Source organism: Marinomonas gallaica (assembly GCF_049821165.1).
Taxonomy (GTDB): domain Bacteria; phylum Pseudomonadota; class Gammaproteobacteria; order Pseudomonadales; family Marinomonadaceae; genus Marinomonas; species Marinomonas gallaica.
The window spans coordinates 2,803,490-2,830,130 of record NZ_CP187511.1; the positions used below are offsets into that span (position 1 = coordinate 2,803,490).

At 43.1% G+C, this 26,641-nt stretch carries 29 protein-coding genes; 17 read left to right on the plus strand and 12 right to left on the minus strand.

Annotated elements, in window-relative coordinates:
• Positions 1-31: 31 nt before the first annotated feature.
• A complete protein-coding gene (gorA, locus tag ACPUEK_RS13225; RefSeq protein WP_425641025.1) occupies positions 32-1,390 on the minus strand; it encodes a glutathione-disulfide reductase in 1,359 nt (452 codons plus the stop codon).
• A gap of 175 nt (positions 1,391-1,565) precedes the next feature.
• Here gorA and xthA point away from each other — a divergent pair, with 175 nt between their 5' ends.
• A complete protein-coding gene (gene xthA, locus ACPUEK_RS13230) occupies positions 1,566-2,375 on the plus strand; it encodes an exodeoxyribonuclease III (protein ID WP_425641026.1) in 810 nt (269 codons plus the stop codon).
• Between the two features lie 176 nt (positions 2,376-2,551).
• Positions 2,552-2,860: an ArsR/SmtB family transcription factor gene (locus tag ACPUEK_RS13235; protein ID WP_067037692.1), complete on the plus strand. Its 309-nt coding sequence runs from the start codon at positions 2,552-2,554 to the stop codon at positions 2,858-2,860.
• Positions 2,861-3,013: 153 nt separating this feature from the next.
• Here ACPUEK_RS13235 and ACPUEK_RS13240 read toward each other — a convergent pair whose 3' ends face one another.
• From ACPUEK_RS13240 to ACPUEK_RS13255, 4 genes are all read right to left on the minus strand, one after another.
• A complete protein-coding gene (locus tag ACPUEK_RS13240; RefSeq protein WP_425641027.1) occupies positions 3,014-3,853 on the minus strand; it encodes a DNA ligase in 840 nt (279 codons plus the stop codon).
• 63 nt (positions 3,854-3,916) lie between these two features.
• Positions 3,917-5,839 carry a molecular chaperone HtpG gene (htpG, locus tag ACPUEK_RS13245; protein ID WP_067219405.1) on the minus strand — a complete coding sequence of 641 codons (1,923 nt, stop codon included), beginning with the start codon at positions 5,837-5,839 and terminating at the stop codon, positions 3,917-3,919.
• Positions 5,840-5,938: 99 nt separating this feature from the next.
• The gene (locus ACPUEK_RS13250; RefSeq protein ID WP_425641028.1) at positions 5,939-6,640 is read right to left on the minus strand and encodes an O-methyltransferase; all 702 of its coding nucleotides are present in this window, start codon (positions 6,638-6,640) and stop codon (positions 5,939-5,941) included.
• Complete coding sequence (locus tag ACPUEK_RS13255; protein WP_067037684.1) at positions 6,630-7,361, minus strand: DUF599 domain-containing protein; 732 nt, start codon at positions 7,359-7,361, stop codon at positions 6,630-6,632. Before ACPUEK_RS13255 ends, ACPUEK_RS13250 begins: the two co-directional genes overlap by 11 nt.
• A gap of 240 nt (positions 7,362-7,601) precedes the next feature.
• On the opposite strand from ACPUEK_RS13255, the gene ACPUEK_RS13260 reads away from it, so the two are divergent.
• Positions 7,602-7,886 (plus strand): hypothetical protein, encoded by a 285-nt coding sequence (locus tag ACPUEK_RS13260; protein ID WP_425641029.1) that lies wholly within the window; start codon positions 7,602-7,604, stop codon positions 7,884-7,886.
• Between the two features lie 57 nt (positions 7,887-7,943).
• Positions 7,944-8,537, plus strand: a complete 594-nt coding sequence (locus ACPUEK_RS13265; RefSeq protein ID WP_067037680.1) for a CBS domain-containing protein — start codon at positions 7,944-7,946, stop codon at positions 8,535-8,537.
• A gap of 23 nt (positions 8,538-8,560) precedes the next feature.
• Here the strand turns inward: ACPUEK_RS13265 and tusA are convergent, their stop codons facing one another.
• Positions 8,561-8,809: a sulfurtransferase TusA gene (gene tusA, locus ACPUEK_RS13270; RefSeq protein WP_067219395.1), complete on the minus strand. Its 249-nt coding sequence runs from the start codon at positions 8,807-8,809 to the stop codon at positions 8,561-8,563.
• 14 nt (positions 8,810-8,823) lie between these two features.
• The gene (locus ACPUEK_RS13275; RefSeq protein ID WP_425641030.1) at positions 8,824-9,453 is read right to left on the minus strand and encodes an alpha/beta family hydrolase; all 630 of its coding nucleotides are present in this window, start codon (positions 9,451-9,453) and stop codon (positions 8,824-8,826) included.
• A 195-nt stretch (positions 9,454-9,648) separates the two neighbouring features.
• On the opposite strand from ACPUEK_RS13275, the gene ccoN reads away from it, so the two are divergent.
• From ccoN to ACPUEK_RS13335, 12 genes are all read left to right on the plus strand, one after another.
• Positions 9,649-11,091 carry a cytochrome-c oxidase, cbb3-type subunit I gene (gene ccoN, locus ACPUEK_RS13280; protein ID WP_067037676.1) on the plus strand — a complete coding sequence of 481 codons (1,443 nt, stop codon included), beginning with the start codon at positions 9,649-9,651 and terminating at the stop codon, positions 11,089-11,091.
• 10 nt (positions 11,092-11,101) lie between these two features.
• Positions 11,102-11,704, plus strand: coding sequence for a cytochrome-c oxidase, cbb3-type subunit II (gene ccoO / locus ACPUEK_RS13285; RefSeq protein ID WP_067219390.1), 603 nt, complete (start codon positions 11,102-11,104; stop codon positions 11,702-11,704).
• 8 nt (positions 11,705-11,712) lie between these two features.
• The gene (locus ACPUEK_RS13290) at positions 11,713-11,904 is read left to right on the plus strand and encodes a CcoQ/FixQ family Cbb3-type cytochrome c oxidase assembly chaperone (RefSeq protein ID WP_067037672.1); all 192 of its coding nucleotides are present in this window, start codon (positions 11,713-11,715) and stop codon (positions 11,902-11,904) included.
• Positions 11,901-12,797 (plus strand): cytochrome-c oxidase, cbb3-type subunit III, encoded by an 897-nt coding sequence (gene ccoP / locus ACPUEK_RS13295; protein WP_067219382.1) that lies wholly within the window; start codon positions 11,901-11,903, stop codon positions 12,795-12,797. The genes ACPUEK_RS13290 and ccoP overlap by 4 nt, the downstream gene beginning before the upstream one ends.
• Positions 12,798-12,915: 118 nt before the next feature.
• Positions 12,916-14,325 carry a cytochrome c oxidase accessory protein CcoG gene (gene ccoG / locus ACPUEK_RS13300; RefSeq protein ID WP_425641031.1) on the plus strand — a complete coding sequence of 470 codons (1,410 nt, stop codon included), beginning with the start codon at positions 12,916-12,918 and terminating at the stop codon, positions 14,323-14,325.
• Between the two features lie 58 nt (positions 14,326-14,383).
• Complete coding sequence (locus tag ACPUEK_RS13305) at positions 14,384-14,869, plus strand: FixH family protein (RefSeq protein WP_425641032.1); 486 nt, start codon at positions 14,384-14,386, stop codon at positions 14,867-14,869.
• A complete protein-coding gene (locus ACPUEK_RS13310; protein WP_425641033.1) occupies positions 14,866-17,244 on the plus strand; it encodes a heavy metal translocating P-type ATPase in 2,379 nt (792 codons plus the stop codon). The genes ACPUEK_RS13305 and ACPUEK_RS13310 overlap by 4 nt, the downstream gene beginning before the upstream one ends.
• A gap of 9 nt (positions 17,245-17,253) precedes the next feature.
• Positions 17,254-17,412, plus strand: a complete 159-nt coding sequence (gene ccoS, locus ACPUEK_RS13315; RefSeq protein WP_067037663.1) for a cbb3-type cytochrome oxidase assembly protein CcoS — start codon at positions 17,254-17,256, stop codon at positions 17,410-17,412.
• Entirely contained in the window at positions 17,409-18,077 is a 669-nt protein-coding gene (locus ACPUEK_RS13320; RefSeq protein ID WP_425641034.1) for a sulfite exporter TauE/SafE family protein, read from the plus strand. Before ccoS ends, ACPUEK_RS13320 begins: the two co-directional genes overlap by 4 nt.
• An 81-nt stretch (positions 18,078-18,158) precedes the next feature.
• Positions 18,159-19,529, plus strand: a complete 1,371-nt coding sequence (hemN, locus tag ACPUEK_RS13325; protein WP_425641035.1) for an oxygen-independent coproporphyrinogen III oxidase — start codon at positions 18,159-18,161, stop codon at positions 19,527-19,529.
• 30 nt (positions 19,530-19,559) lie between these two features.
• The gene (gene fnr, locus ACPUEK_RS13330; RefSeq protein ID WP_067037659.1) at positions 19,560-20,321 is read left to right on the plus strand and encodes a fumarate/nitrate reduction transcriptional regulator Fnr; all 762 of its coding nucleotides are present in this window, start codon (positions 19,560-19,562) and stop codon (positions 20,319-20,321) included.
• 26 nt (positions 20,322-20,347) lie between these two features.
• Positions 20,348-20,890, plus strand: coding sequence for an adenine phosphoribosyltransferase (locus ACPUEK_RS13335; protein ID WP_067037657.1), 543 nt, complete (start codon positions 20,348-20,350; stop codon positions 20,888-20,890).
• A 77-nt stretch (positions 20,891-20,967) separates the two neighbouring features.
• On the opposite strand, the gene ACPUEK_RS13340 is transcribed toward ACPUEK_RS13335, so the two are convergent.
• From ACPUEK_RS13340 to ACPUEK_RS13355, 4 genes are all read right to left on the minus strand, one after another.
• Positions 20,968-21,534, minus strand: coding sequence for a YfaZ family outer membrane protein (locus tag ACPUEK_RS13340; RefSeq protein WP_067037655.1), 567 nt, complete (start codon positions 21,532-21,534; stop codon positions 20,968-20,970).
• Between the two features lie 13 nt (positions 21,535-21,547).
• Entirely contained in the window at positions 21,548-22,384 is an 837-nt protein-coding gene (ttcA, locus tag ACPUEK_RS13345; protein WP_067037653.1) for a tRNA 2-thiocytidine(32) synthetase TtcA, read from the minus strand.
• 82 nt (positions 22,385-22,466) lie between these two features.
• On the minus strand, positions 22,467-22,967 hold the full coding sequence (locus ACPUEK_RS13350; RefSeq protein WP_067037651.1) for a SprT family zinc-dependent metalloprotease: 501 nt from the start codon (positions 22,965-22,967) through the stop codon (positions 22,467-22,469).
• The gene (locus tag ACPUEK_RS13355; RefSeq protein WP_425641036.1) at positions 22,960-24,729 is read right to left on the minus strand and encodes a RecQ family ATP-dependent DNA helicase; all 1,770 of its coding nucleotides are present in this window, start codon (positions 24,727-24,729) and stop codon (positions 22,960-22,962) included. Before ACPUEK_RS13355 ends, ACPUEK_RS13350 begins: the two co-directional genes overlap by 8 nt.
• 58 nt (positions 24,730-24,787) lie before the next feature.
• On the opposite strand from ACPUEK_RS13355, the gene ACPUEK_RS13360 reads away from it, so the two are divergent.
• Positions 24,788-25,435, plus strand: a complete 648-nt coding sequence (locus ACPUEK_RS13360; RefSeq protein ID WP_425641037.1) for a YecA family protein — start codon at positions 24,788-24,790, stop codon at positions 25,433-25,435.
• Positions 25,436-25,509: 74 nt separating this feature from the next.
• Here ACPUEK_RS13360 and ACPUEK_RS13365 read toward each other — a convergent pair whose 3' ends face one another.
• A complete protein-coding gene (locus ACPUEK_RS13365; protein ID WP_067037639.1) occupies positions 25,510-25,974 on the minus strand; it encodes a Spy/CpxP family protein refolding chaperone in 465 nt (154 codons plus the stop codon).
• Positions 25,975-26,641 lie beyond the last annotated feature (667 nt).

Below are 26,641 nucleotides of genomic sequence, written 5' to 3' on the forward strand. Positions count from 1 at the left end.
AACTAAGCGCTAAACGGCTTAAAACATTTTTTCATCGCTTTTTAAGCGAGCCTGCTGAAAACGTAACAAATTCTTCAGCACTAGTTGGATGAACACCCACCGTCGAATCAAAATGTGCTTTTGTCGCGCCTGCTTTAATCGCAATACCAAGGCCTTGAATAATCTCACCGGCATAGTCACCAATCATATGAGCACCGATAACCTTGTCAGTTGATCTATCAACAATCAACTTCATAAAACTGCGCTCTTGTGCACCCGATAACGTATGCTTCATGGCGCGAAAATCTGTTTGATAAACATCTATATCTAAACCACGTCGATCCGCTTCTTGTTCACTCAGTCCTACGGTACCGATTGGTGGCTGCGAGAAAACAGCGGTCGGAATATTATCGTAATCAAAGTTTGGTTCAATGCCATCGAACCAATAGCCAATCAACGCCATCGCTTCTTTAATTGCCACAGGAGTTAATTGAACACGATCTGTTACGTCACCGATGGCATAAACAGAATCCGCTGTACTTTGATAACGATCATTCACCACAATCGCACCATTTTTAGTGGTTTCAATACCTGTTGATGCCACATTCAACTTATCAGTGTTAGGTACACGGCCTGTCGCATAAAGCACTTCATCGAACACCAACTCACGGCCATCTTTTAGCATCACACGTTTTTGCTTACCTTGTAATTCAATTTTCGCAACATCGCTGTTTAGTTGAACATTGACACCGGAACGACCGTATTCGTTACTTGCAAAATCGCGTACGTCTTCATCAAAACCGCGTAATAACTTATCACCGCGGTACATCAACGTCGTTTCGACGCCCAAACCGTTACAAATACCAGCAAACTCAACGGCGATATAACCACCACCTACGACTAGAATCGATTTCGGCAGTTCTTCTAGAAAGAACATATCGTCGGAGACCAGTACATGCTCATTGCCGGGGAACTCTGGAACAAATGGCTGAGCACCAACGGCGATTAGAATACGTTCGGCTGTAATGATCTCATCACCTACTTTAACAGTATGAGCATCTACTAGCTCACCATAGCCTTGATGAATGGTAACGCCTGGGTTTTCAAGCAGATTTTTATAGATGCCATTCAAACGCTCAATCTCTTTAGATTTATTGTCCCTTAACGTTGCCCAATCAAAACTTGGCTCAGAAAACGTCCAACCATACCCCTTTGCCTGACTTGCAATATGACTGTATTCGGAACCGTAAACAAACAGCTTCTTCGGTACGCAGCCAATGTTGACACAGGTTCCCCCTAGCGCTTGAGACTCTGCAACACCCACTTTAAATCCTTTTGAAGCAGCAACACGGCTGGCACGCACGCCACCAGAACCTGCTCCGATCACGAATAAATCATATTGATAGCTCATTACGAGAGTCCTTTTAAATGTAAATATCTACAATCAATTGGGTTGTGACTTGGTTATTTCAACTCTACTAATGTAAATGATTATTTTTTAAATTCTGGCTAGTTATTATTGTCAATAAGACTTTAATCTGTAAGTATTTGTAATATTGAGAATTAGGTCAGGAATCATTAGCTCTATGAAAGTAGTATCCTTCAACATCAACGGTTTAAGAGCGCGTCCACATCAGATCTCAGCGCTTGTTGAAGCACAGCAACCAGATATCATCGGCCTGCAAGAGATTAAGGTGCATGATGACGCCTTCCCTCATGAGATTCCAGAATCAGTGGGCTATCATGCCTACTATTTCGGTCAAAAGTCACATTATGGCGTAGCCATCTTCAGCAAAAAACCAGCTCTCGAAGTAGAGTACGGATTTCCTGGTGACGACGAAGACGCCCAACGTCGCATGATTATTGCTACGTTCGATACCGAAAATGGCCCTTTGAAGGTTATAAACGGCTATTTTCCGCAGGGTGAAAATCGTGATCATGAGACAAAGTTTCCTGCGAAACGTAAATTCTACCAAGACCTTATGGACTACCTTTCTGACCAACCTAAAGAAGCTCAAATTGTCATTATGGGTGACTTCAATATCTCCCATTTGGATTTAGACATAGGCATTGGTGACCAAAATGCAAAACGCTGGTTAAGAACGGGCAAGTGTAGTTTCCTTCCAGAAGAAAGAGAGTGGTTTGATCGCTTGTTAGCATGGGGACTAACTGACACCTATCGCTTCCAACATCCAACCTCTAACGAACGCTTTAGCTGGTTTGACTATCGCTCAAAAGGCTTTGATGACACCCCTAAACGAGGCCTAAGAATTGATGGCGTGCTTGCCACAGGGCCACTTATGGAGCGTCTAATATCAACAGGGATTGATTACGAGATTCGAGCGTTAGATAAACCGTCTGACCACGCCCCGATCTGGGCTGAGTTTGAACTCTAGATGATGGTTTTTTAACCAACCAGGCTAGACAGAGGGTATGCATTTGTCGTGATTGCTTTTACGCCTCATACCCCCAGCCTTATCCACAAGAGTTGTGGATTACTTGTTTTCCCAGCAATCTTTGTTATAACACTGATATTCATTCTTAATTATACTAATAACGATATATAACACCTATGCCTAAATCAGAACTCACCATCACAGAAATGCTCGAACGCGCTAGTGAAGCCTCTGGCTTTCTAAAAGCATTGAGCAACGAGAACAGACTTATTATCCTTTGCAACCTTTTACAGGGAGAGCTTTCGGTAGGCTCTCTAAATGAAAAAGTCTTGCTCAGCCAATCGGCTTTATCACAGCACTTAGCCGTACTCAGGAAAGACGGACTGGTAAGCACACGCAGGGACTCGCAAACTATTTTCTACTCTATTGCTGATTCTAGGGTGAAAGAGTTAATTCAGAAATTACATGATTTATTCTGCGTTTAGCTAGATGAGCGAGTTATTTGTCTAACGGCCCATTCAGGTGGCTCAAGCGATCACATAAATCCGCTTTGAGCCACCACGCCACACCAAGCTCATGTGATGAACTCATCCCCTATAATCGACACGTAAGGCTCTGGGAAGCCCCTAAAAAGGTCATCAATCAGGATCTCTAAATTCAAATGGCCCTCTACGAACTCTAATAAAACTAGCAAACCTAGGCAGTCCGGTTGAAGTTAAGCCTTGGTAGCGAAAGGTAATGTAATCACCAATTGCAGGCGGCTCAGAACGCTCTTGATCATTAAAGCCCGAACCAACTCTAAATTGCCGACCATTGGCTAACTCAACTACTATGGCCCCCATTTTGCCTGAATATTTTCCCTTTCCAGGAACATGAGCAACTACCCTCGCCTCAGCATCTTTATAAGGCTTCAACTTAAGTAAGGCATCACTTCGACCATCTTTAAAAGAAGCATCTTTACGGTGGAGCATTAAACCCTCTCCTCCTTGATACACAACTTCATCCAACAGACGATACAATTCATCAGAAGTCGTAATGGAATGCTGCGTCACAGGCTGCAAATATTCATTCTGAGTAGACTCGATAGCATCTAAATAGATTTTATAGCGTTCGGCAAAGGTATGTTCGACATTTGGCGCATCAAAAACCATATAACGAATCTGTCTCCATTGTGATTCGTTTGGCACCTGATCTAATACGGTCTTTTGAACTGCATTGAAGCCTTGACGACCTGACCACAATTCGCCATCCATCCATAGCTCAGGCCAGCCATTAATAAACCAATAAGGAGCCACTATTAGATTACCTTGTCGTGTCGTCAATTGATGACCATCCCAGATAGCACGTATACCATCAAGCTTTTCACTGACAAGATAAGATTCAACATGCTCACCATCATAAACCGTCGCCAGCTGGACAGGTTGAGCAATAGAATTACCGATTAGGCAGCATAGCGCAGCCGATAAACATAGACGCATAAGACCTCCTTGTCATGCGACAGATACAAAAAAGCCCAAGCAATGCTTGGGCTCTAATTTTGCTTAGTTCGACATTTGAACAATCAACTTATTCATACGTGTTACAAACGTTGCAGGGTCGTCTAGTTGACCACCCTCTGCAAGGGTTGCTTGTTCGTACAATAACCAAGCCATATCCGCAAAGCGCTCTTCATCTGATTCCGCATCCATTTTCTGAACAATTGGATGATCAGGGTTGATTTCCAATGATGGCTTAGATTCAGGCAGTTGTTGACCCGCTTGTTCAAGTAAACGACGCATTTGTAGACCCATGTCAAACTCACCTACCACCAAACACGCTGGAGAGTTCGTCAAACGGTCAGTACTATTAACAGACGTTACTTTGCCTTCCAAAACAGATTTCATACGATCAAGCAGCGGCTTCATTTGCTCAGCTTTTTGCTCTTTCTCTTTTTTCTGTTCTTCAGACTCTTCTACTTCAATGTCTAACTTGCCTTTGGTCACATCTTGGAATGTCTTACCGTCAAACTCACGTAGAGACGACATCATCCACTCATCAATGCGATCACTCAATAACAGCACTTCGTAACCTTTCTTACGAAGCACTTCTAAATGAGGGCTATTTTTAGCTGTATTATGGTTTTCAGCGTAAATGTAGTAAATCTTGTCTTGATCTTCCGCCATGCGCTCTACATAGCCTTTCAGCGACTCTGTTTGCGCAGCATTGTCAGTATGCGTCGAGCTAAAGCGAAGCAGTTCAGCAATTTTATCTTTGTTTCCAAAGTCGTCAGCTGGACCTTCTTTCAGCACATTACCAAATTCATCCCAGAAAGACTGGTAAGTATCTGGATCGTTCTTCGCCATTTTAGACAACATGTCCAGCACACGTTTCGTCAACGCAGAACGCATTGAGTCGACCGCATTGTCGTTTTGTAGAATCTCACGAGAAACATTAAGAGACAGATCGTTTGAATCCACAACACCCTTAACAAAACGCATGTAAGGAGGCAAGAAGGCTTCTGCGTCGTCCATAATGAACACACGCTGAACGTAAAGCTTAAGACCACGCAGCATATCGCGGTTCCACAAATCCTGTGGCGCTTTAGCAGGGATGTACAATAAGCTTGTGTACTCTAATTTGCCTTCAACTTTGTTATGAGACCATTTCAAAGCGTCTTGGTAATCATGAGAAACATGCTTGTAGAATTCTTGGTACTCTTCGTCCGATACTTCGTTACGTGGACGAGTCCAAAGGGCTTTAGCAGAATTAACCGCCTCCCAAGTAGGCTCAGCATTCTCATCTGCAGGCTTAACATTACCCTCTTCGTCGTATTCTGGTGTCGCCACTTTGAGCATTTCAACCGGAATAGAAATATGATCCGAATACTTAGACACTAAGGATCGTAGACGCCAGTTATCAGCAAATTCTTGTGCATCGTCTTTTAAATGAAGCGTGATGCTTGTTCCGCGAGTTGCTTTATCGATTGCTTCAATGGTGAACTCGCCAGTGCCTTCTGACTCCCAACGAATCGCTTCTTCATGACCTGCACGACGTGTTTCTACAGTTACTTTATCTGCAACAATAAACGCTGAGTAGAAACCCACACCGAATTGACCAATTAATTGGCTATCTTTCTTCTGATCACCGCTAAGTTGATCTAGGAATTGAGCTGTGCCTGACTTCGCGATGGTACCAAGGTTTGAGATCGCTTCATCACGGCTCATGCCAATACCGTTATCATCGATCGTGATCGTACCCGCATCTTTATCGAAACCAATACGAACACGTAGGTTAGGATCGTCAGACAATAGATCTGCGTTAGATACCGATTCAAAACGCAATTTGTCCACTGCATCCGACGCGTTTGAGATCAACTCACGTAGAAAGATTTCTTTGTTTGAGTACAAAGAGTGGATCATTAAATGAAGCAATTGTTTTACTTCAGTCTGGAATCCTAAGGTTTCTTTTTGAGTTTCAGTTGTCATGTTTCTCCATGCTCCTTTGTTACAACAACGCGCATTAGCGCATAACTTTATGATGTTAAAGGATATGGAGGCACAGAAAAAAAATTCAAGCGTAAAAAGTTAAGACTTATGAATGATCGTCAATCCATCGCCTATTGGAAGCAAGCTGGCTGTCACTTCAGGGTCTTGGTGAACACAATCATTGAGAGCCCTAACGATACGTGTGTCTTTGTCATCGAAAGATTCATCGGCAACATTTCCCCACCACAAGGTATTATCGATGACCATACAACCACCTTGACGCAAAAGCGCTTTACCCATGTTGTAATAGGAGAGTAAATTGGCTTTATCTGCATCAATAAAAATAAAGTCAAACGTCCCTGGTTGCTCTTCCTGCAATTGGAGCATTGTGGTTTTTGCATCACAACATCGAGTTTCAACTTGCGAAGATAGTCCTGCTTGATCGATATATTTATTGGCGATGTCCAACCACATTTGCTTTTTATCTAACGCTAAGAGCTGCGCATCTTTAGATAACTTAAGACCCATGGAGATGGTACTGTATCCAGTGAATACACCTATCTCTAAGACTCGTTTAGGTGCCTGCATCGTAATCAACAAACCTAAGAACTGACCCACTTCTGGAGATAACGCCATACGTGCCATATGGTATTGGGCAGTTTCACGACGCAGGCCCTTAAGCACAGCCGGTTCATTAACAGAATGATTAATAATGTAGTTATAAAGTTGGTCATCCACCTTTACTGTTCGATTAACAGGTGAATTACTTTCAGTGACTTGTTTTGGAAAATTAGGAAGCATGGGATTTAATAACCAGTCCACGACTTAGTGTTTTAAACGTTTTTGAACGAAATTCGCGACGATATAACACAGCAACAACCATAACGCTTGAAGCCATGCAAAAATATGGGCCCAAAAACCAAGCAGAAAATGCCATAGCAAAGTAGTAAGCGCGCAATCCATAGTTAAATTGATTTGCAGCTAGGCTACAGACTCTTGCCATATGCATTGCGTAAAGCTCTCGTTCACTTTCTTCGATGCCTCGTTCCGTTGCAAGAGGCGCACTGCCCACTAATACTGAGCAAAAATTGTATTGCCGTACGGACCAAGTGAATGTAAAAAACGCATAAACGAAAATAACGACCAACACAATGATCTTCAATTCCCACTCAGTTTGAGTTGTTGGTGTTAGGAAATGGAAATCGTTGATAATGCTCAACGCTTGCTCAGAGTAATTAAACGCCGTAAACAAGCCGGCAATAATCAATAAACTGCTGGATGCAAAAAATAAGCTACTACGCTCCAAGTTCGCCATAACCGACGCATCCGCAATCCGGTTATCGCGACGTAGGAGGCGAGACATCCAAGCGAGGCGGAATTGGTGCAACACACTCACCAGACATGTTCGACGTTTAGAATGATACAGTGCATAGCATGCGTATCCCCACCAACATCCGAGAAATACGACAAGTGTCATTACATTAACTGGAATCAATAATTGAGCAAACGGATCTATGTCCATAACGCTAACGGCAACCTTCTAGTTGAAGCAGTAATAAAACTGAATTATATCGAACTTTCAGCAAAAACAATCGTTTGTTTCAGACATTTTCACAATATTCATGACGTTATGTTTCTTATTAGCAGAGATTAATACGGATAGTGAAATAAATTTGACTAAAAACGCAAACTTAAAATTGATCGTTGTCAAAGTTCTGTCTTTCAGGCTATGCTGAATTTATTACTTCTACGGAGCGTTCCCATGACACGCATTTTATTACTCATACCGCTGCTTGTGCTTTTTAGCATCAGTGCTAAGGCGCTTGATAGTAATGAACATCGTGGCTTTGTTAAAAATGGCCTTTTGGAAGCGCCCTTCGAATTGCCCTCCACAGAGGTTTCACCAGATTTAGATCACACACTGCTGCCTGCAGTACGAATCAAAATAAGCGACGCTCAAACACAGTCATTCTGCTTTTTTGCGCAAACGAACGTAACCAATGTTGCCTACGCGCTATCATGTCGTGGCCCACCCTACGCTGCTTAATTTATTTACTATTTAAAATACAAACTGAATAATTAATTAAGCTTAATGGTGACTATCATGAAAACACTTACATACGTAACGACTGCTGACATCCGCGATTTAACTTGGCCTGTAGTTGAAGAGAACATCGGTCTTTACACGCCCGCTCTTCGCGTCCTAACGGACTTTAAAACTTCTAGCCCTCGTTTGATCGAACCGAATGTACGTGCCGACGTACTCGTTGAGATCATGAAGAAAGAGCACGTACGAATGAAAATCGTAGTGGATTCTCAAAATAACTTTTTGGGCGTGGTGAGCTTAGAAGATCTATCTGAAGAAGCTTTTATTAAGCGCATTGCAGAAGGTTATGTGCGTGATGAGCTACTGGCAATTGACCTAATGCGCGCTAAAGAAGATTTGCTTGCTGTCTCATTAAAGTCACTAGCTGGAAGTGATATTGAATCACTCATTCTAAGCCAAAAAAACAACGCTCATCAGCACTTGTTGGTTGTAGATGAAGAAACTATGAGCATACGCGGACTGGTTTCAGCAAACGACATTGTTCGTCAATTAAAGTTGAGCATCGATGTATCGACATCTACTAGCTTTGCTAAACTAAATGAGATCCTTGAGCACGAGTATGCTGACAGCAAAAGAATACGAGTTGCTTAGATTATAAGTTTTAAAAGGCCAGCCTAATCGCTGGCCTTTTTCTTTTGCACCCAATAATAATAAAGCTCACCATCTTGTGCTTGCTTTAATAGTGGGTGTCCAAGGAAGGTGCAAAACTTAGGTATATCGCGCTCAGTGGAAGGATCCGTTGCAATAATCTTAACCACCTCTCCGGCCGCCATCTTACGCACTACACCATGTAACATCATGACAGGTTCTGGGCAATATAACCCTTGGGTATCTAATACTTGATTGTGATCTACGGTGTCCACGAATGACCTCTATACTAACGACGGATATCATAGTCATGTAAAATGACCGCACAATGAGCGATCAGATTTTGCATAACCTCTTGCTCGGACAGATTATAGCGTTTTAAAACGCGAAAATCGTGATCTGCTCCCTCTATCCAATTAACATGAACATTTTCTGGCAAATTTTGCTCCGTTACCCATTCATGGTTGCCTAAACTATCCCTTGTCCCTTGCAAAATGTAATAAGGCACGCCGCCAGTTTGCTCAAAATGCCCTAATCGATGTTTATCTGTTTTCTTAGCTGGGTAAAAAGGAAACCCCAATGCAATACATGCTTGAACATTATGGCTGGCACAAAGATCAGCAATGATCCGACATCCCATTGACTTACCAATCAAAACAATTGGTGTTTCCGGGTCAATTTTCTGCTGCACTTCTTCAACCAACTTAGGAATACGCGGCGGTGGACGCATTTTTCCTGTTGTCTCAATTTGCACCATATAATCAAGTGTTACTGGATTCACCTGCAAGCCAACTTCATCCTCAAAACGTTGTTTAAAGTTTTGTAGAAAATCACTCTGATGCCCAGCACCCGCGCCGTGTAAGAGGTAAACTTTTATCATATTGGTTAAAAACGTTGCTCTGTGACAAGGAATACCCACAAAGCATTCGGTGCTCCTGTTATTTGAAATGTGAAAGGACTTAGAATCAATTCTGCTAGTTTACCGCTGTTGGAATTAGAAGGAAGGTCCGACTGCTACGCACAATTCGTTCGAAGCACTTCAGTCCATCTCTTTAATAACAACAGTATTATCTTTAACAAGGTCTATCACTCAACGTGGTTTGTGGAAGAAACTATGAGCACAGCTTTTGATCACCCAACATACAACTATCGAGTGGTGCGCGCATTCACCATCATGACGGTGGTATGGGGCGTAGTAGGCATGGCCGTCGGCGTATTAATTGCGTCACAATTAGTCTGGCCAGATTTACTTGCTAACATACCTTACCTACATTTTGGACGTTTACGCCCACTTCACACTAACGCAGTCATCTTTGGATTTGGTGGTTCTGCCTTGTTTGCTACGGCGTACTATGTTGTACAGCGTACCACACAAGCCAGACTCTTCTCTGACGTTTTGTCAGGATTTACCTTCTGGGGCTGGCAAATCATCATCGTTGCCGCTGCCATTACATTACCGCTTGGCTACACTCAAACTAAAGAGTACGCAGAGCTAGAATGGCCAATCGACATTTTAATTACCTTAGTTTGGGTAGCCTTTGCTATCAACTTCTTCGGTACGATTGCTAAGCGCAAAATGAAACACATTTATGTTGCAAACTGGTTCTTTGGTGCTTTCATCATTACCGTTGCAGTATTACATCTTGGAAACAGTGCCGTTATCCCTGTCAGTGCATTTAAATCTTACTCAGTTTACTCTGGTGCAGCCGATGCAATGGTTCAATGGTGGTACGGTCACAACGCGGTGGGCTTCTTCCTAACGGCTGGATTCCTAGGCATGATGTACTACTTTGTTCCTAAACAGGCTGGACGTCCGGTATTCTCGTATCGTTTATCTATTGTCCACTTTTGGGCACTGATCTCTCTATACATTTGGGCCGGACCTCACCATTTACATTACACGGCTCTACCAAACTGGACGCAAAGTTTAGGTATGGTTATGTCGCTGATTCTATTAGCACCATCTTGGGGCGGCATGATTAATGGCGTTATGACGCTATCTGGCGCATGGCACAAACTTCGTCATGATCCCATTCTACGCTTCTTGGTTGTATCACTGTCTTTCTACGGTATGTCTACCTTTGAAGGGCCAATGATGTCAATTAAGACGGTAAACGCCTTATCTCACTATACAGACTGGACTATTGGCCACGTACACGCAGGCGCACTAGGCTGGGTGGCAATGGTAAGTATTGGTGCGGTTTACCACATGCTACCGGTTGTTCTAGGGCTGAAAGCTGGCGCAATGTACTCAACGCGTCTAATCAATGTTCACTTCTGGTTAGCGACTATTGGCACAGTACTTTATATCGCTTCTATGTGGGTAAACGGCATTATGCAAGGCTTAATGTGGCGCGCATTCAATGACGATGGTTCATTGACATACACGTTCGTAGAAGCTGTTGATGCGAGTTATCCAGGCTGGTTTGTTCGTGTTATAGGTGGTGTGGTGTTCTTATTGGGTATGTTGATCATGTCTTACAACACTTACATGACAGTCCGTCAAGCGAACGGTAAAGAAGCTGAAAGCTTCGAAGCCGATACTCAAACAGCATAGGGGTTTACACATGCGCCATGAAGTTATTGAAAAAAATATGGGGCTCATGATCATCCTAATTGTCGTAGCAATCAGCTTCGGCGCCTTGGTTGAAATCATCCCTCTATTCTTTATGAAACAAACCACTCAACCAGTAGAGAACTTAAAGCCTCTTTCTGCGCTTGAGTTAGAAGGACGCGACATTTATCAACGAGAAGGATGCTTAAGCTGTCACTCTCAAATGATTCGTCCATTTCGTGCTGAAACAGAACGCTACGGCCCTTACAGTGTTGCGGGCGAGTCAGTTTACGATCATCCATTCCTATGGGGCTCTAAACGTACCGGACCTGACCTTGCTCGTGTTGGGCAGCGTTACAGCGATGAGTGGCACCGTGCTCACTTGTACAACCCTCGCGACGTAGTGCCTGAGTCAAATATGCCTGGCTTCCCTTGGTTATTTGAAAACAAAATTGATGGCAATGACACCGCCAACAAAATGTCAGCATTGCGCATGGTTGGCGTACCTTATACTGATGATCAAATCGCATCAGCTAAAACTGAGGTACGTGGCAAACGTGAAATCGATGCCTTGGTTGCATACTTGCAACAGCTTGGCACAGTGATCGAACGATAGGGCTAATCATGGACATTAATACGCTAAGAGCACTTGCAACACCGATCGCATTCATTGCGTTCATAGGTATCTTTTTTTGGACATTCAGTCGGGGGCGCAAGAAAGGCTTTGATGAGGCCGCTAACCTTCCCTTTGCTGATGAAGAAGATGAGGCAAGCAACGTTCAACGCGAGCCATCCGTGGAGAAGAATACAAAATGAATGAATTAACTTCTTTTTGGAGCGGCTGGATCATTGTGATCTCGCTAGGTTCCATATTCGGCAGTTTCATCTTATTGAGTGTTGTACGTAAAGGTCAACGATTCAACTCTGAGACTGAACAAACAATGGGCCATGAATTCGATGGCATTGAAGAGTACGATAATCCTTTGCCACGCTGGTGGTACTGGATGTTCGTCATGACAGTAGTCTTTGCTTTAGCTTACTTAGCTCTGTATCCAGGTCTAGGCAACTACAAAGGCTTATTGGGCTGGACACAGGAATCCTCCTACGAGCGCGAAGTCGCTAAAGCAGAAGCAGAATTTGGCCCAATGTTCGCTCAATTCTCGCAAACGCCGATTGAAGAGTTGGCGCAGAATGATCAAGCCATGCGCATTGGCCAGCGCTTGTTTGCCAATAACTGTGCGCAATGTCACGGCTCTGCAGCTACGGGTAGCTACGGTTTCCCTAACCTAACGGATGATGATTGGCTATATGGCGGTGACGCAGCAGCAATTTCACAAACCATCTTGAATGGTCGAATAGCTGCTATGCCTGCCTGGGGTCCCATGTTAGGGGAAGAAGGCGTACATAACGTATCTCAATACGTTCTAAGCCTAAGTGGTAATGAGACTGACGTAAAAGCGGCACAAAAAGGTCAGCAACTCTACACGACTAACTGTTTAGCGTGTCACGGTGCGGAAGGTAAAGGTAATCACTTATTTGGTGCCCCTAACCTTACCGATAACATCTGGCTTTACGGCGGCAGCCCACAACAAGTCATGCAAACCATCCGTAATGGACGTAATGGTCAAATGCCGGCTTGGGAAGGAATTCTAGGTAAAGACAAAGCACACGTTGTTGCAGGTTACGTTTACAGCTTATCAAATCAGTAAATCATTAAACCTCTGATGTGTATCAAAAGGGTGTGACCGAAAGGCACACCCTTTTTTCATTAAAAATTGTAATATTAGTCAGTACTTAAACAGCCTGTTGATCGTTAAGGAAAGCAGCATGAGTGAGAAAATACCTGTTCAAAATGTCGAGCCTGAAACTGTTGAATTCGACTTGTATGAGAAACGCAAAAAAATTTATACACGTGCGATTTCAGGTTTTTTTCAAAAGATTCGTACCCGTGCCCTGTGGATCTTAATGCTTGGTTACTTTCTAACACCTTGGATTAACTGGCATGATCGACAAGGTGTTTTATTTGATTTGCCAGCACGACAGTTTCACATCTTTGGCATTACCTTTTTTCCTCAAGATTTTTTTCTATTGGCTTGGATATTAATTATTTGTGCCTTTGGTTTATTTTTTGTAACCACCCTATTTGGTCGAGTATGGTGCGGCTATACCTGCCCACAGACAGTTTGGACCATGGTGTTTATGTGGATTGAGGAAAAGACTGAAGGCTCTCGCAACGCGCGAATGAAGCTTGATAAAGAACCGATGTCCAAACGCAAGTTTCTCAAGAAATTTAACAAGCACAGCTTATGGTTCATATTTGGCTGGTTAACCGGACTGACTTTTGTCGGGTACTTCACCCCCATCCGCGAGTTACTTATTGACTTATTTACCTACCAAGCGCACCCATGGGCCTACTTCTGGGTGGCATTTTTCACGGGCGCAACCTACTTATTTGCTGGTTGGCTACGTGAGCAGGTTTGCACTTACATGTGCCCTTACGCTCGCTTCCAAGCCGTAATGTTTGATCCAGATACCATGGTAATTTCATACGATTATAATCGCGGAGAGCAACGCGGTGCACGCAAACGCTCAGCAGACCATAAGGCTCAAGGCCTAGGTGATTGTATTGACTGTAGCCTATGTGTTCATGTGTGTCCTGCGGGCATTGATATTCGTGATGGTTTGCAATATCAGTGCATTGGTTGTGCCCTATGCGTTGATGCGTGCGACTCCATCATGGATAAAATGGGCTACGAACGGGGCTTGGTAAGTTATACCACTGAGCGACGTTTGGAAGGAAAAACCACGCATATGTTGCGCCCTAAAGTCATTGGCTACGCGATGAGCATGTTGGTTGTTTTCACTGCATTCTTTTATTTTGCCAGCGACCGTGAAGCATTAGGACTTGACGTGATCCGCGATCGAAATCGTCTTTTCAATGAAACACCAAGCGGCATGATAGAGAACATCTTCACGGTCAAAGTCATCAACATGGATCAAACAGCTCACGTATTTTTACTGTCTGTCAGTGGGCTTGAAAATATGGATATGATTGGTCGTCAAAAAGTAACGGTCAATGCGGGAGAGGTTCGATCCGTACCTTTTTCCATTCAAGTGCCTCCGACTGCGATTTCGCAACAGCGTAATACCATTTACTTTAAAGTGATATCACAAGATCCAGATTATCCAATAGAAAAAGTGACTGAAAGTCGGTTTATTGGTCCTGTATCAAAATAATCAACTATAAGCGGTGATAATATCACCGCTTATAACATTTCTTTATTGGAGTACCTTTATGTCAACATCAGAAGCTCCGGTCTGGTATAAGCAATTTTGGCCATGGTTTATAATCAGCGTGCCGCTTTCTTCGGTTTTAGTTGCAGTGGTACAAGTATATGCCGCGCTGCACTCCTCAAGTGATCTTGTAAAAGATGATTATTATAAAGATGGACTTGCGATTAATCAGGTTATTACAAAGCGTGAAGCGGCGAGAGATTTAGGCATCGAAGCGAACTTACGTTTGGACAACCTAACCGGTGAAGTGTTCCTGACGACTAAAAATGCTAACGCACACAACTTGTCTGTGTTATTTGCTCATGCAGCCGTGTCAAAAAAAGACTTTAATCTAGAGCTAAATCAAGTGGGTGAAAACGAGTACCGAGCTCAGCTCGAAAAGCCTCTTAGTGGTATTTGGAATGTTTATTTGGAGTCAGCCAATGGCTGGCAATTAAACGGACGCATTAACAGCGATGTTCACAGCAGCTTGAACTTTAATCTATGACTAACCGTTGTTTCCATTGTGGCGATCCGATACCTGCTGGTGTCGATATCGCCAGCCATCTTCAAAATAACCGCCACGAGTTTTGTTGCTATGGTTGCCAAGCCATTGCAGAGCATATTTGTGGTGCCGACCTGTCTCTTTACTACGAACGTAGAGAAAATACTGCAGGTAGTCGACTTACAGAAGATAATACGCCGATCTTTGAGTTGCTAGATGATAAACAACTCTACAACCAATATGTTCACCAGACGGCCAACGAACACCTCATTCAAGTCGCGTTAACGGGCATCACTTGTTCTGCTTGCGCTTGGTTAATAGAAAAACATTTAGGCCATCAAATCGGCATTAAAAATGTTCATGTAAATCTCAGTAGTTCAATCGCTACCATAACATGGGACCCATCGCTGACGTCTGTTAAAACCATCGCAAAAGAACTGCAGTTCATCGGTTACGCCGCGACACCTTACTTACCCGGCGAGCAACACCAACAACTTCATAGAGATAAAAAGCAAGCGATCATTCGTCTGGGAATCGCTGGTGTTGGCATGATGCAAGTCATGATGAGTGCCATCGCTATGTACGCAGGTGACTTACAAGGAATGGAGGACATCTATCGCCAAATGCTACGTTGGATAAGCTTCCTCTTCGCTACCCCTGTTGTGATTTATGCTGGCTGGCCGTTTTATAGAGGCGCTGCGCGTGATTTGAAAAACCGTCACTTCACAATGGACTTGCCCGTATCTTTAGGTGTTCTCCTCGCTTACGGATCCAGTGTGTTAGCACTTTATACACAATCTGGGCATGTCTATTTTGATTCGGTTACCATGTTTATCTTTTTCTTACTTTTAGGACGTTTTCTAGAAACCGTAGCCCGATCCTATCATAGCGGTGCACACCAACAAGAACCCCTTACGGCAGTCAAGATAAGATTAGACAACGAACTAAAGACCATTCCTCAGCAACAGTTGAAAACTGGCGATACGGTTATTATTGAGCCTGGGCAGATCCTCCCTGTCGATGGAGTTCTACTGAGCGATATGACCAGTATTGATGAATCAAGCCTAACCGGTGAATACACCCCTATTATAAAAAAACAAGGCGATTGCCTCAAAGCTCAAACCGTCAACGTTGAACAACTAATAGAAGTGCGCGTCGAAAATATTGGCCAAAACACGCACGCAGCAGCGATTTCTAGAATTACGGAACGCGCTCTGGGTGAAAAACCAAAAGTTGCAATCGTAGCTGATAAAGTCGCCCATTATTTTGTTATCGCAGTACTGATCACGGCTTCACTAACCTACGCTTTCTGGAGTTATATGGGTGAAAGTGAAGCCTATTGGATTATGGTCAGCGTCTTAGTAGTGACTTGCCCATGCGCTTTATCTTTAGCGACCCCCGTAGCATTAACGACGATCACCAATACATTAAAACGCAATGGCTTTTTAATCACACGTGGACATGTAATTGAAGCGTTAGCCAAGACGAACCACATTGTGTTCGATAAAACAGGAACGTTAACTCAGGGTGATTTTTCAATCACCCGGGTTAAATGCTTTGATTTGTCTCTGACCAAGGACTATGTGTTAAGTATTATCAGTGGACTGGAGCAACACTCTAAACACCCACTGGCCAATGCTTTTAGTAACTTTATACCCGCTAACGTAGTCCAGATTAAAAACCTTTCCAGCTTAGGGGTTCAAGGCGTATTGGAACAAGACACCTTTTACTTTGGTAACTCATCCCTTATGCACAGCATTGGTTTAGCCATTCCTAAAAAAGTCAAGTCGAATGCTGCAGAACTTAGCCTTTACCTTGCTAATACTCAACACGTCATAGCAGAAATAACGCTTTGTGACGTGTTACGCCCTGAAGCTGAATCTACGATCAAAGCACTCAGACAACAAGGTATTAGAATTAGCCTATTAACGGGTGACACACTGGAATCAGCAAAAGGGGTTCTCAACCCTGAATGGTTTGATGACTTTAAAACCAACTGTTTACCAGATGAAAAATGGCAATGGATTAAAGAGCAATCCAATCATAATATTTTGATGGTAGGCGATGGTTTAAACGATGTACCTGCACTTGCTGGTGCCACAACATCCCTAGCAATGGGTGCAAGTACGGATTTAGCCAAGATCCACTCCGATGCTATTTTGTTGAATGAGCATTTATCAACCATTATTACAGCCATTAACTCAGCCAAGCGTTGTCGAAAAGTAATCAAACAAAACTTACTTTGGGCTGCATCATATAATGCAACACTGCTACCTTTAGCCATTGCTGGATTAATACCCCCTTGGGTTGCGGCCATTGGTATGGCGTTAAGCTCGCTACTGGTTGTGGTGAACGCCACTCGACTCACAAATGCGTAGGATGTATTCATGGAAAGTCTATTTTTACTTATCCCAATAGCGGGCCTATTTGTTGTCATTGCCATCATCATATTTATTTGGGCCGTTAAAGGGGACCAATTTGACGACTTAAATCGAGAAGGTGAGCGTATTTTATTTGAAGACGATGACACGGACAAAAAAGCGTGATTTCGATTTTTATTAGCGCATTGCTCATCGGGTTAGCTGGAGCGGGTCACTGTTTAGGGATGTGTGGTGGCTTAGCCTCTATGCTATCGATTGGCAATAAAACCACTTTTCAAACCATTGTTGCCTATAACCTTGGCCGCATTTTATCTTACTGCATTTTAACATTAATACTCGCGTCGGCTATCAATCTCGGCTTTGCATCGATCTACTCAGAATTGATGACACCGCTACGAACATTCGCGGGCATTTTGTTGGTTCTAATGGGGCTGTACATCTGCGGTCTGTCGAAATTTATTCTTCGGATTGAGTCATTGGGACGTTACATTTGGAAATACGTCCAACCGTTTGCCAAATCATTTCTACCCATCCAAACCCTTGGACAAGCTGTTGGGGCTGGCATGGTATGGGGATGGTTACCTTGTGGGCTTGTGTACTCAACAGTTTTATGGGCATCATCATTAGGTTCAATCGAGCTATCTCTGATGGCTATGCTCGGTTTTTCAATGGGTACATTACCTGCGATGCTGCTTGCAGCGATGTTTAGTCAACAGTTAAAAAAAGTATGGAGCCATTACCATCTTGCTTGGATATTTGGCGTCAGTTTGATTGGCTATGGTCTATATACAATTCCCTCCATAAAAAACCTACTTTCTAATATTGTATGAACTCAATAATTGATCTAAGTCATCAAGCAAAATAAAGATGCAGGTAAACTTCCTATTAGCAATTTTAATAGGAAAAACCTTATGCTTTGGGACTCCAGACTTATCCAAAAATACAACCTTGCAGGGCCGCGATACACGTCATACCCTACTGCACCTCAGTTCAGCACTGATATCAGCAAGATGGAATTGATTGGTAAGATGCTTGAGCCCTCGAGTGCGCCACTGAGTTTATATTTTCACGTTCCTTTTTGCGCTCATCTTTGCTATTACTGCGCCTGTAATAAGATCGTTACCAAGCAATACGACAAAGGCACTGAATATGTTGAATTATTAGGCGAAGAAATGCGCTTACGAGCGCTCATGCTCGATCAGTCACGCCCCGTGACACAACTGCATTTCGGTGGCGGTACGCCAACTTTCTTAAGTGAAGAGAACCTTAAGCACTTATTCTCTATGATTGGAGATTACTTCAATTTAGTCACGGATGGCACACAAGATTTCAGCATTGAAATAGACCCACGTGAAGTAGATCGATCCAAACTTGAACTACTTAAGACCCTAGGTTTCAACCGAGTGAGCTTAGGCATTCAAGATTTTAATCATGACGTTCAAAAAGCCATTCATCGAATTCAACCGTTAGAGCTTGTGAACGATGTATTAGCAGATGTGCGTGAGCTAGGCTACCGCTCAGTAAACTTCGATTTAATTTACGGCTTACCTAAACAGACCTTAGAAGGTTTTAAAGATACCTTAGATAAGGTCATTGAACTGTCTCCAGATCGAATTTCTGTGTTTAACTATGCCCATTTACCGCAGCGCTTCGCACCGCAGCGACGAATATTGGATGAAGACTTACCTTCACCCGACCAAAAGCTGGCACTGCTAAAGTTAAGCATTGATAAACTCACGCGCGCTGGCTATGTTTATATTGGTATGGATCATTTCGCCAAGCCCGATGACACATTAACAAAAGCACAACAAGAAGGTCATCTACAACGCAATTTTCAAGGGTACACCACCCATGCTGAAACAGACTTATTGGCATTTGGAGTCTCTGCTATCAGTCAGGTTGGGGAAGCCTATTTCCAAAATCATACCGACCTTTCGCTCTACCAAAATAGCATCGAAAACGGCCAATTAGCGATTATGAAAGGCTATATCAGCAGTTTAGATGATCGCATTCGTCACTCTGCTATCATGCAACTACTATGTCATAACGAATTAAATAGCCAAGACATTGAATTAGCCTTTAGTATTAGATTTCTCGAATATTTCGAAGCAGAACTGGATTCCCTAAAGAATCTAGAGGAAGATGGTGTCATAACCGTCTATCATGAAAATAATCAAGTACATATAAAAATAACGGAAGTAGGTCGATTACTCGTACGCTGCGTATGCATGGCGTTCGATAAATACCTCACAACCCAGTCAAATTTTTCTAAAGTTATATAAATTACCCGATCGAGCTCAGGGAGAGTTAACATGGCAATTTCTAACTCAAACAATCGTTTTAGCAGTAAACTGACATCACAATGTCAGAATTGCAGCTTAAGCGCATTATGTTTGCCAATTGCATTAGCGGACGAAGACGTGAATCGTCTAGACCAAATCATCGAGCGAAAACGACCATTGAAGAAAGGCGAGTTGCTGTTTCATCAAGGTGAAGAATTCAACTCCGTATTTGCAGTTCGTACAGGCACACTAAAAACATTTAACATCACTAACTCTGGCGAAGAACAGATCACGGGGTTCTACTGTCCAAGTGAACTTGTTGGCCTTAGTGGTATCGATGATAATCACTACCCTATTTCAGCCAAAGCGCTTGAAACAACGACAGTCTGTGAAATTCCTTTTTCGCACCTTGAACAGCTGTCTTCACAGATCCCATCTTTAAAACATCAACTTTTTCGCTTAATGAGCCGTAAAATTTGTGACGATCAGCAGATGATGGTGCTGTTAGGCAAGAAAAATGCAGATGAAAAAGTAGCCTCGTTCCTGTTAAACCTGTCACACCGTTTTAAAAAGCGTGGATACTCAGCAACTTCCTTCCGTTTATCGATGTCTCGTGGTGAAATTGGTAACTACTTAGGCTTAGCGGTTGAGACAGTTAGTCGCGTTATGACACGTTTCCAAAAGAACGGTTTGATTGATGTTGATGGCAAAGAAATTTCCATCGTCAATCTTCCTGAAATGGAGAAACTTGTCGGGGCCGCGGGAGAATGTGCTACCATTGAGCACGTTTAATTTAACCAGTTAGTTAAGGTTTATCTATGCTCTTTGACGACTTTTACTTTAAGTCTCTAATTCGTACTATTGAAGACTGGCCAAAGCCGGGCATCAGCTTTCGTGATATCACACCAATTTTCAGCAATCCAAAAGGAATGCGTATGGTGGTTGATGCTTATGTACACCGCTACATTGATAGTGATATTACTCACATAGCCTGTATCGATGCTCGTGGCTTCTTGATCGCATCCGTATTAGCTTACGAATTACGTAAACCTCTAGTTCTTGTTCGTAAAAAGGGTAAGTTACCAGGCAAAACGATCTCGCAAAGCTACGATTTGGAATACGGCAGCGCAGAATTAGAAATTCAAGAAGGTGCTGTTGAAGCGGGTGCACAAGTTCTATTGTTCGACGACTTGATCGCGACAGGCGGCACGCTTGTTGCCGCTATGAGCTTGTTAAAACAGCAAGGCGCTAACATTAAAGAAGTGGCTGCGATCATTGACTTACCGGACCTTGGTGGCAGCGCGAAAATCCAAGAAATGGACATTCCAGTGTTTGCATTGTGTGCTTTTGAAGGTGAATAACTCTTCTTTTGATTAATAAAAAAGGTGGCATCAGCCACCTTTTTATCATTGCTTTATTATAGCTATAGCAGTTACTACTAAAACGTAGCAGAAACACCGATCGCAACACCTTTATTCATGTCCACATCATCACGATAGCTCTCTAGATCTACGCTAGTTAAGCCGTAACGTAGAAATACACGAGCATTACGCAACGTACGATATTCCCCACGGATTTCAGCTTGGTACATGCTGTCAATATTTTGGAACGATAATACTTTCGGTGAGTAATATAACGAGCCTAATACGCTAAAGCGGTTTGCTTTAGGAAAGGTGTAACGGTAGAAACCACCTAGCGCAATCGCCATACCCGCATTATCAACGTCGTACTCAGTATCAATCGCCATTAAGCGCATACCTAAGCCGATTTGAACTGGGTAATCTTTTGCAGTATCGATATCTTCGATGTGCGCACCAATGTAGCCATATTTGCCATCATCAGTGTGATACATACCACCTGCATCAAAGAAGTATTTACCTTGGTCTAGGCTCATATCTACTTTAACAGCATCATTAGAAAGGCTGCCTTCTACTGTATCACTCGCATGGGCTGTCATTGAAATAGCGGCCCCTAATACGATTGGTAAAAGTTTCTTCATCGACATACTGCTTCCTTTTTTAAAGCTCAATAATATTTAAGCGTTTCAATGCATCTTCGGATTGCGTCAAACTTTTGAAGTCAAACAGTTCAGTATCGGCCAAATGCGACGGCACAACATTCTGAACAGCTGAGAACATAGTATCAAGACGACCAGGGTATTGTTTCTCCCATCCTTGAAGCATTTCTTTCACAACTTGACGTTGTAGATTTTCCTGAGACCCGCACAGATTGCAAGGAATGATCGGGAAAGCCTTGCGTAAAGAATACTGTTCAATATCGGACTCTTTGCAGTAAGCAAGTGGACGAATCACCACATGCTTGCCATCATCACTCAACAGTTTTGGCGGCATTGCCTTAAGCTTGCCACCAAAAAACATATTCAAAAACATAGTTTCAAGAATATCGTCACGGTGATGACCTAACGCAATTTTCGTTGCGCCAATTTCTTCAGCAAAACCATACAAAGAGCCGCGGCGCAAGCGAGAACATAAGCCACAAGTCGTTTTACCTTCAGGCACCAATTCCTTAACGATACTGTAAGTATCTTTTTCAAGAATATGATAGTCCACACCCAAATCGGCAAGGTAAGCAGGCAGAATATGCTCTGGAAATCCCGGCTGTTTCTGATCCAAGTTGACGGCTACAATGTCAAAGTGGATTGGCGCACTCTTTTTCAAGTTGCAAAGGATATCTAACATTGTGTAAGAGTCTTTGCCGCCTGACAAACACACCATTACTTTATCGCCATCTTCAATCATGTTGAAGTCCGCAATGGCTTGTCCAGTCATTCGACGAAGACGTTTTTGCAGTTTATTTAGCTCAAGCTTTTCTTTTCGATCGATCTCAGCGTTCATTCTTAATTACCATAAAACAGATGGCGGTATCTTACTACAACCACTTTGTTGAAGCACCCTATCGACGAATGGATAAATAGGTTTACTTCTTTTTTAGAAAATTCAAATTTTTTCGACAATAACGACAGACATACTGCGTGCCTTTCACTGCACGACCATGACGATGAGCGGTAAACTCATGCACTTGGCAGGCACATTGATAGAGGAATAGATTACGTGGCTTGGGTACATCAAAGTCATGGGTGCGGCTGGCTTCAACATCAAACAAATGCTCCATCACAGCAATCCATTCTTTCCCGTGAGGACGAACTTTTGAACCAAACACCTGATAGACCACAATGTGCGCCAACTCATGTGGCACTACGTGGTCAATGAATTTATCTGGGTCCTGTTGCAGCATATAGGTATTAAAGCGCATTTCATTGCGTTGTAAATATGCCGTGCCAGCGGTTCGACCTCGCTGCTTAAAATTAAAACTGGGACGCTGAAGGCCAATTTTGAAATAGCGTTCTGCTCTATTAAGACAGTCACTGATTTTGTTCTCGATTCTCTCAACATTTTTGTGATTGACAACACTACTCATACTGCCCCTCTACGAACAAAGTATGGGCATTTAACTCGGTTAGGCGATTTTTACTTAATCCCGTGATTCGACTCATAGACGCTAAAGAGCTCGGCTGCGATTCAAACACTTTATGCAATTGAGTTTCTGACAAATATTCCGATACTCGGTTTGCCACACTCCATTGCATTAGCTCGCTCCAAGCTCCTTGGCTAAGCATTTCCAAATCCGTATCTTTTAATGCAGGATAAAACCAATCAGATGAAACAATAATTTGTTCTTCCGAACGCAATACCAAACGACTTTTTTCTGTCAACATCACAGAAAATGGCCTCACACTTCGCTGAGTCAAGAAGCCTTTTGCTAACAGCTGACGCACCACCGCCTTCCACTGTAATTCATCCAGTGATTTCCCTGCTCCAAATAATCCATGCTTTTCAAGACCAAAATTGGTCACACTCTTAATACTTTTACCTAATAGGGTATTTACAAGTGAGGCAAAGGGTACTCCGCCGCGAGTAAAATGCACCAAACTCAAAAACTTCTGCGCAGCGACCGTGACGTTGTGTTGCTTACCTTTGTTCGTACAACGATCACAATTGCCACACTCGCTTTCTGCCATTTCGTCAAACGCGGACAGCAGTGAGGCTCTTCGACACTGAGGGTGTTCCAGACAGCTCATCAAACGCCAGAATTCAGGCTCTAACCCTTCTTGCTGAACAAATTCCCATGTCTGCATAATGTCTTGCAGACCATAAAAAAGAAGTGCTTGCGCGGGCTTGCCATCGCGTCCCGCTCGACCAATTTCTTGGGCATAGTTCTCAATTGACAGAGGTAAATCCATATGCACAACAAATCTTACGTGATCTAAATCGATCCCCATTCCATAAGCCGTTGTCGCCACCAGAACTTGCACTTTACCTTGGGCGAAACGCTGATGAGCAAAGTCACGCTCAGACGATGATAAGTTGGCGTGGTAGCAAGTCGCTTGAATACCATGGGATGTAAGCCATTTTGACAGCTCCTCAGTTTTCGAGCGCGATCGACAATAAACAATTCCTGGCTGGGCCATGCCATCTTTCATTAAAAAGGATAAGAGCTGCTGTTTTGCACGACGTTTTTGCGATACCTGTAACCGTATATTGGGTCGATTCACACTTTCTCGAACCACATTAGGCTCAAAAAGACCAAGCGCTACTTGAACTTGTTGCTGATTTTCTGGCAATAGCGTCCCCGTTAACGCAATGACAGGTACTTCAGGAAACTTTTCTTTTAGGCAACCTAACTGAGCATATTCTGGACGGAACTGGCTGCCCCAGCGCATCACACAATGCGCTTCATCAATAGCGATGCATGACACATCAATATCTTCCAACAATCCAAGGACGCTGGCCTGTAACAATTTTTCAGGAGACATATACAAAATCTCCACATCATTATGTCGCAAGCGCCAGTACAAGTCGTTTTGTTCAGCACCATTTTGAGTAGAGTTCAAAAATTCCGCCCTCACTCCAAGCGTCTGAAGACTGACCACTTGTTGCTGCATAATGGCAATCAATGGGCTGATGACCAAACCGACCCCAGTCCGAGCCAATGACGCGACTTGATAAATGGCGGATTTACCCGCCCCTGTTGGCAACAAGGCTAAAACATCTTGCCCACGCATCAGGGATTCGACACAGATTTGCTGCGACCCAATGAAATCATCGAACCCTAAGCGCTTTAATGCTGTCTGCACAGGGTTAATGGCAACAACTGTATCGATTTTGACTGGCTTGCTCATGGTTTTTTACAACTGATGTGTTTAAACTGTGTTGCGATTGAATAATAGGAAAACCTAAATGCAACACCAACCTCTTGATGATCTAGAACTTGAAGAACTAGAAAACTTTTTGGACTCAGACTCTGTTCACGAAGATTGCCAAAACTTTGTTATGGCACATGGCTTTTTAACAGCCCTTTCGATCAGTACTGAAGCACCTGCTGCGTCCCAATGGTTACCTATTGTATTCGAGGAAACGCCTAATTTTACCTCTGATAAAGAACAAAAGCACATTGAGAATTTATTTACTCGTCTTTTTGGGGACATTCAAAAAGAATTAGAGTCAGAAGATGACTTCCTAGTGCCTTGTGAAATCGAAGTTAGCTCCAACCCAAATGAGTTAAGTGAGCTGGAAGAGTGGGCATCAGGCTTCATGGAAGGTGTATTTTTCACTGAACGTCATTGGTTTGAAACCGATAAAGAAGAAGAGATTGCCGAGCTTTTATTACCCTTTATGGTGGCATCCGGATTATTTGAAGACGAAGAAGTTCAGCAAATTCGTGAAAGCGAAAAACTGACTCAGTCTTGCATCGATCAAATCCCGCAATTGGTGACAGACCTATTTTTGGCGCTACGTACCGAGCCTGAGAAAAAAGCCTATAAGCCAAAGCCTCAAAGCAAAGCGAAAGGCAAAGGTGGAAACAATAAAGGCGGTAAGAAACGCTAATGACAACTAAAATAGCCGCATTACAAAATGCGGCTATTTTTTTGTCTAGCAGAAAACTCTGCATTACAAACCGACTAGCTACCTGCTTGCTTCTTAGCTTCTAGCAACGCAATTTGCTCATCAGTCAACAGTTCGTAGAACTCATGACGGATCTCGGCTTGTTGTACGTCCATGCGTACCATCAATTCACTGCGTTTCTCTGCAAGCTCTTCAATTTGGTCAACATAGCCATCGTCTTTAGGGCTCAACATTTTAACGGGGCTGCTGAAAGCGCGCATATCATCTAACAACTCTTGGTGCTCTTCGCGTGCTTCTGCGAACAATTCTGACACGTCTGCTTTGGTCTCTTCGTCAAATTTAAGCTGAGCAGACATACGCTGCACCATTTGCTCAGAGTAAGGCTGAACGGCATGCGGTGCTGCCTGCTTGTCATTGTGCATTGCATCTCCGGCAAAGGACGTTGTCGCCACGGAGGCTGCCATCGCAACGGCTAATCCAACCACACCTAACTTACCTGCTTTCTTCGCTGAAATAGTCATGTTTCGTACCTCTTTGAATGTGCTTTAAGTGACTTCTATTATGACGATCACAGCGTCAATTTGTATTAAAGGAAAGCAAAGGCTGTGTAAAGTGAATGCAGTAGGCAATGCACAAGTTATTGATTAACCAAGAAATATGTTCTCTTAATACGACTGTGCAGTAATTGGCTGTTAATTCGCAAGCACACATGAAATAAAGGCTTAAGTATGACACCAAGACAACAACACTCTTTATTAAACATGAGTAGGCACGCCCCTTCCTCGAATCAATGTCAAAAACAACAGGTGATTTATGCAAATAGAAGAACTTACTAGCCAATAACATCTGTAATTAGCTCAACAACAGGCAATGGTTTGCCAACTAAACCAGTGAATACATCGGCAATAAGTTCATTAGCTGAGTTAGTAAAAATCTTGATCCAGATGCGAAATGAAATGCCAGACTACTTGGCTGATAAGCTGTTTCAAGCAGGGAGATTTGACCTTGCAATGCGCTCCGTAAGTATTCTTTAATACCGGAGACTGAGAAAGATTTTCCCGCAATCACCTGTCCTGAAAAATTGAAAATGATGAACCATTTAAAAGACGTTAACAGCAATGCTCAGTATGCTTCATTAGGACCTTTCAACTCATAGAAAGGCCCTAATAAACAGTCATTAAATGAATT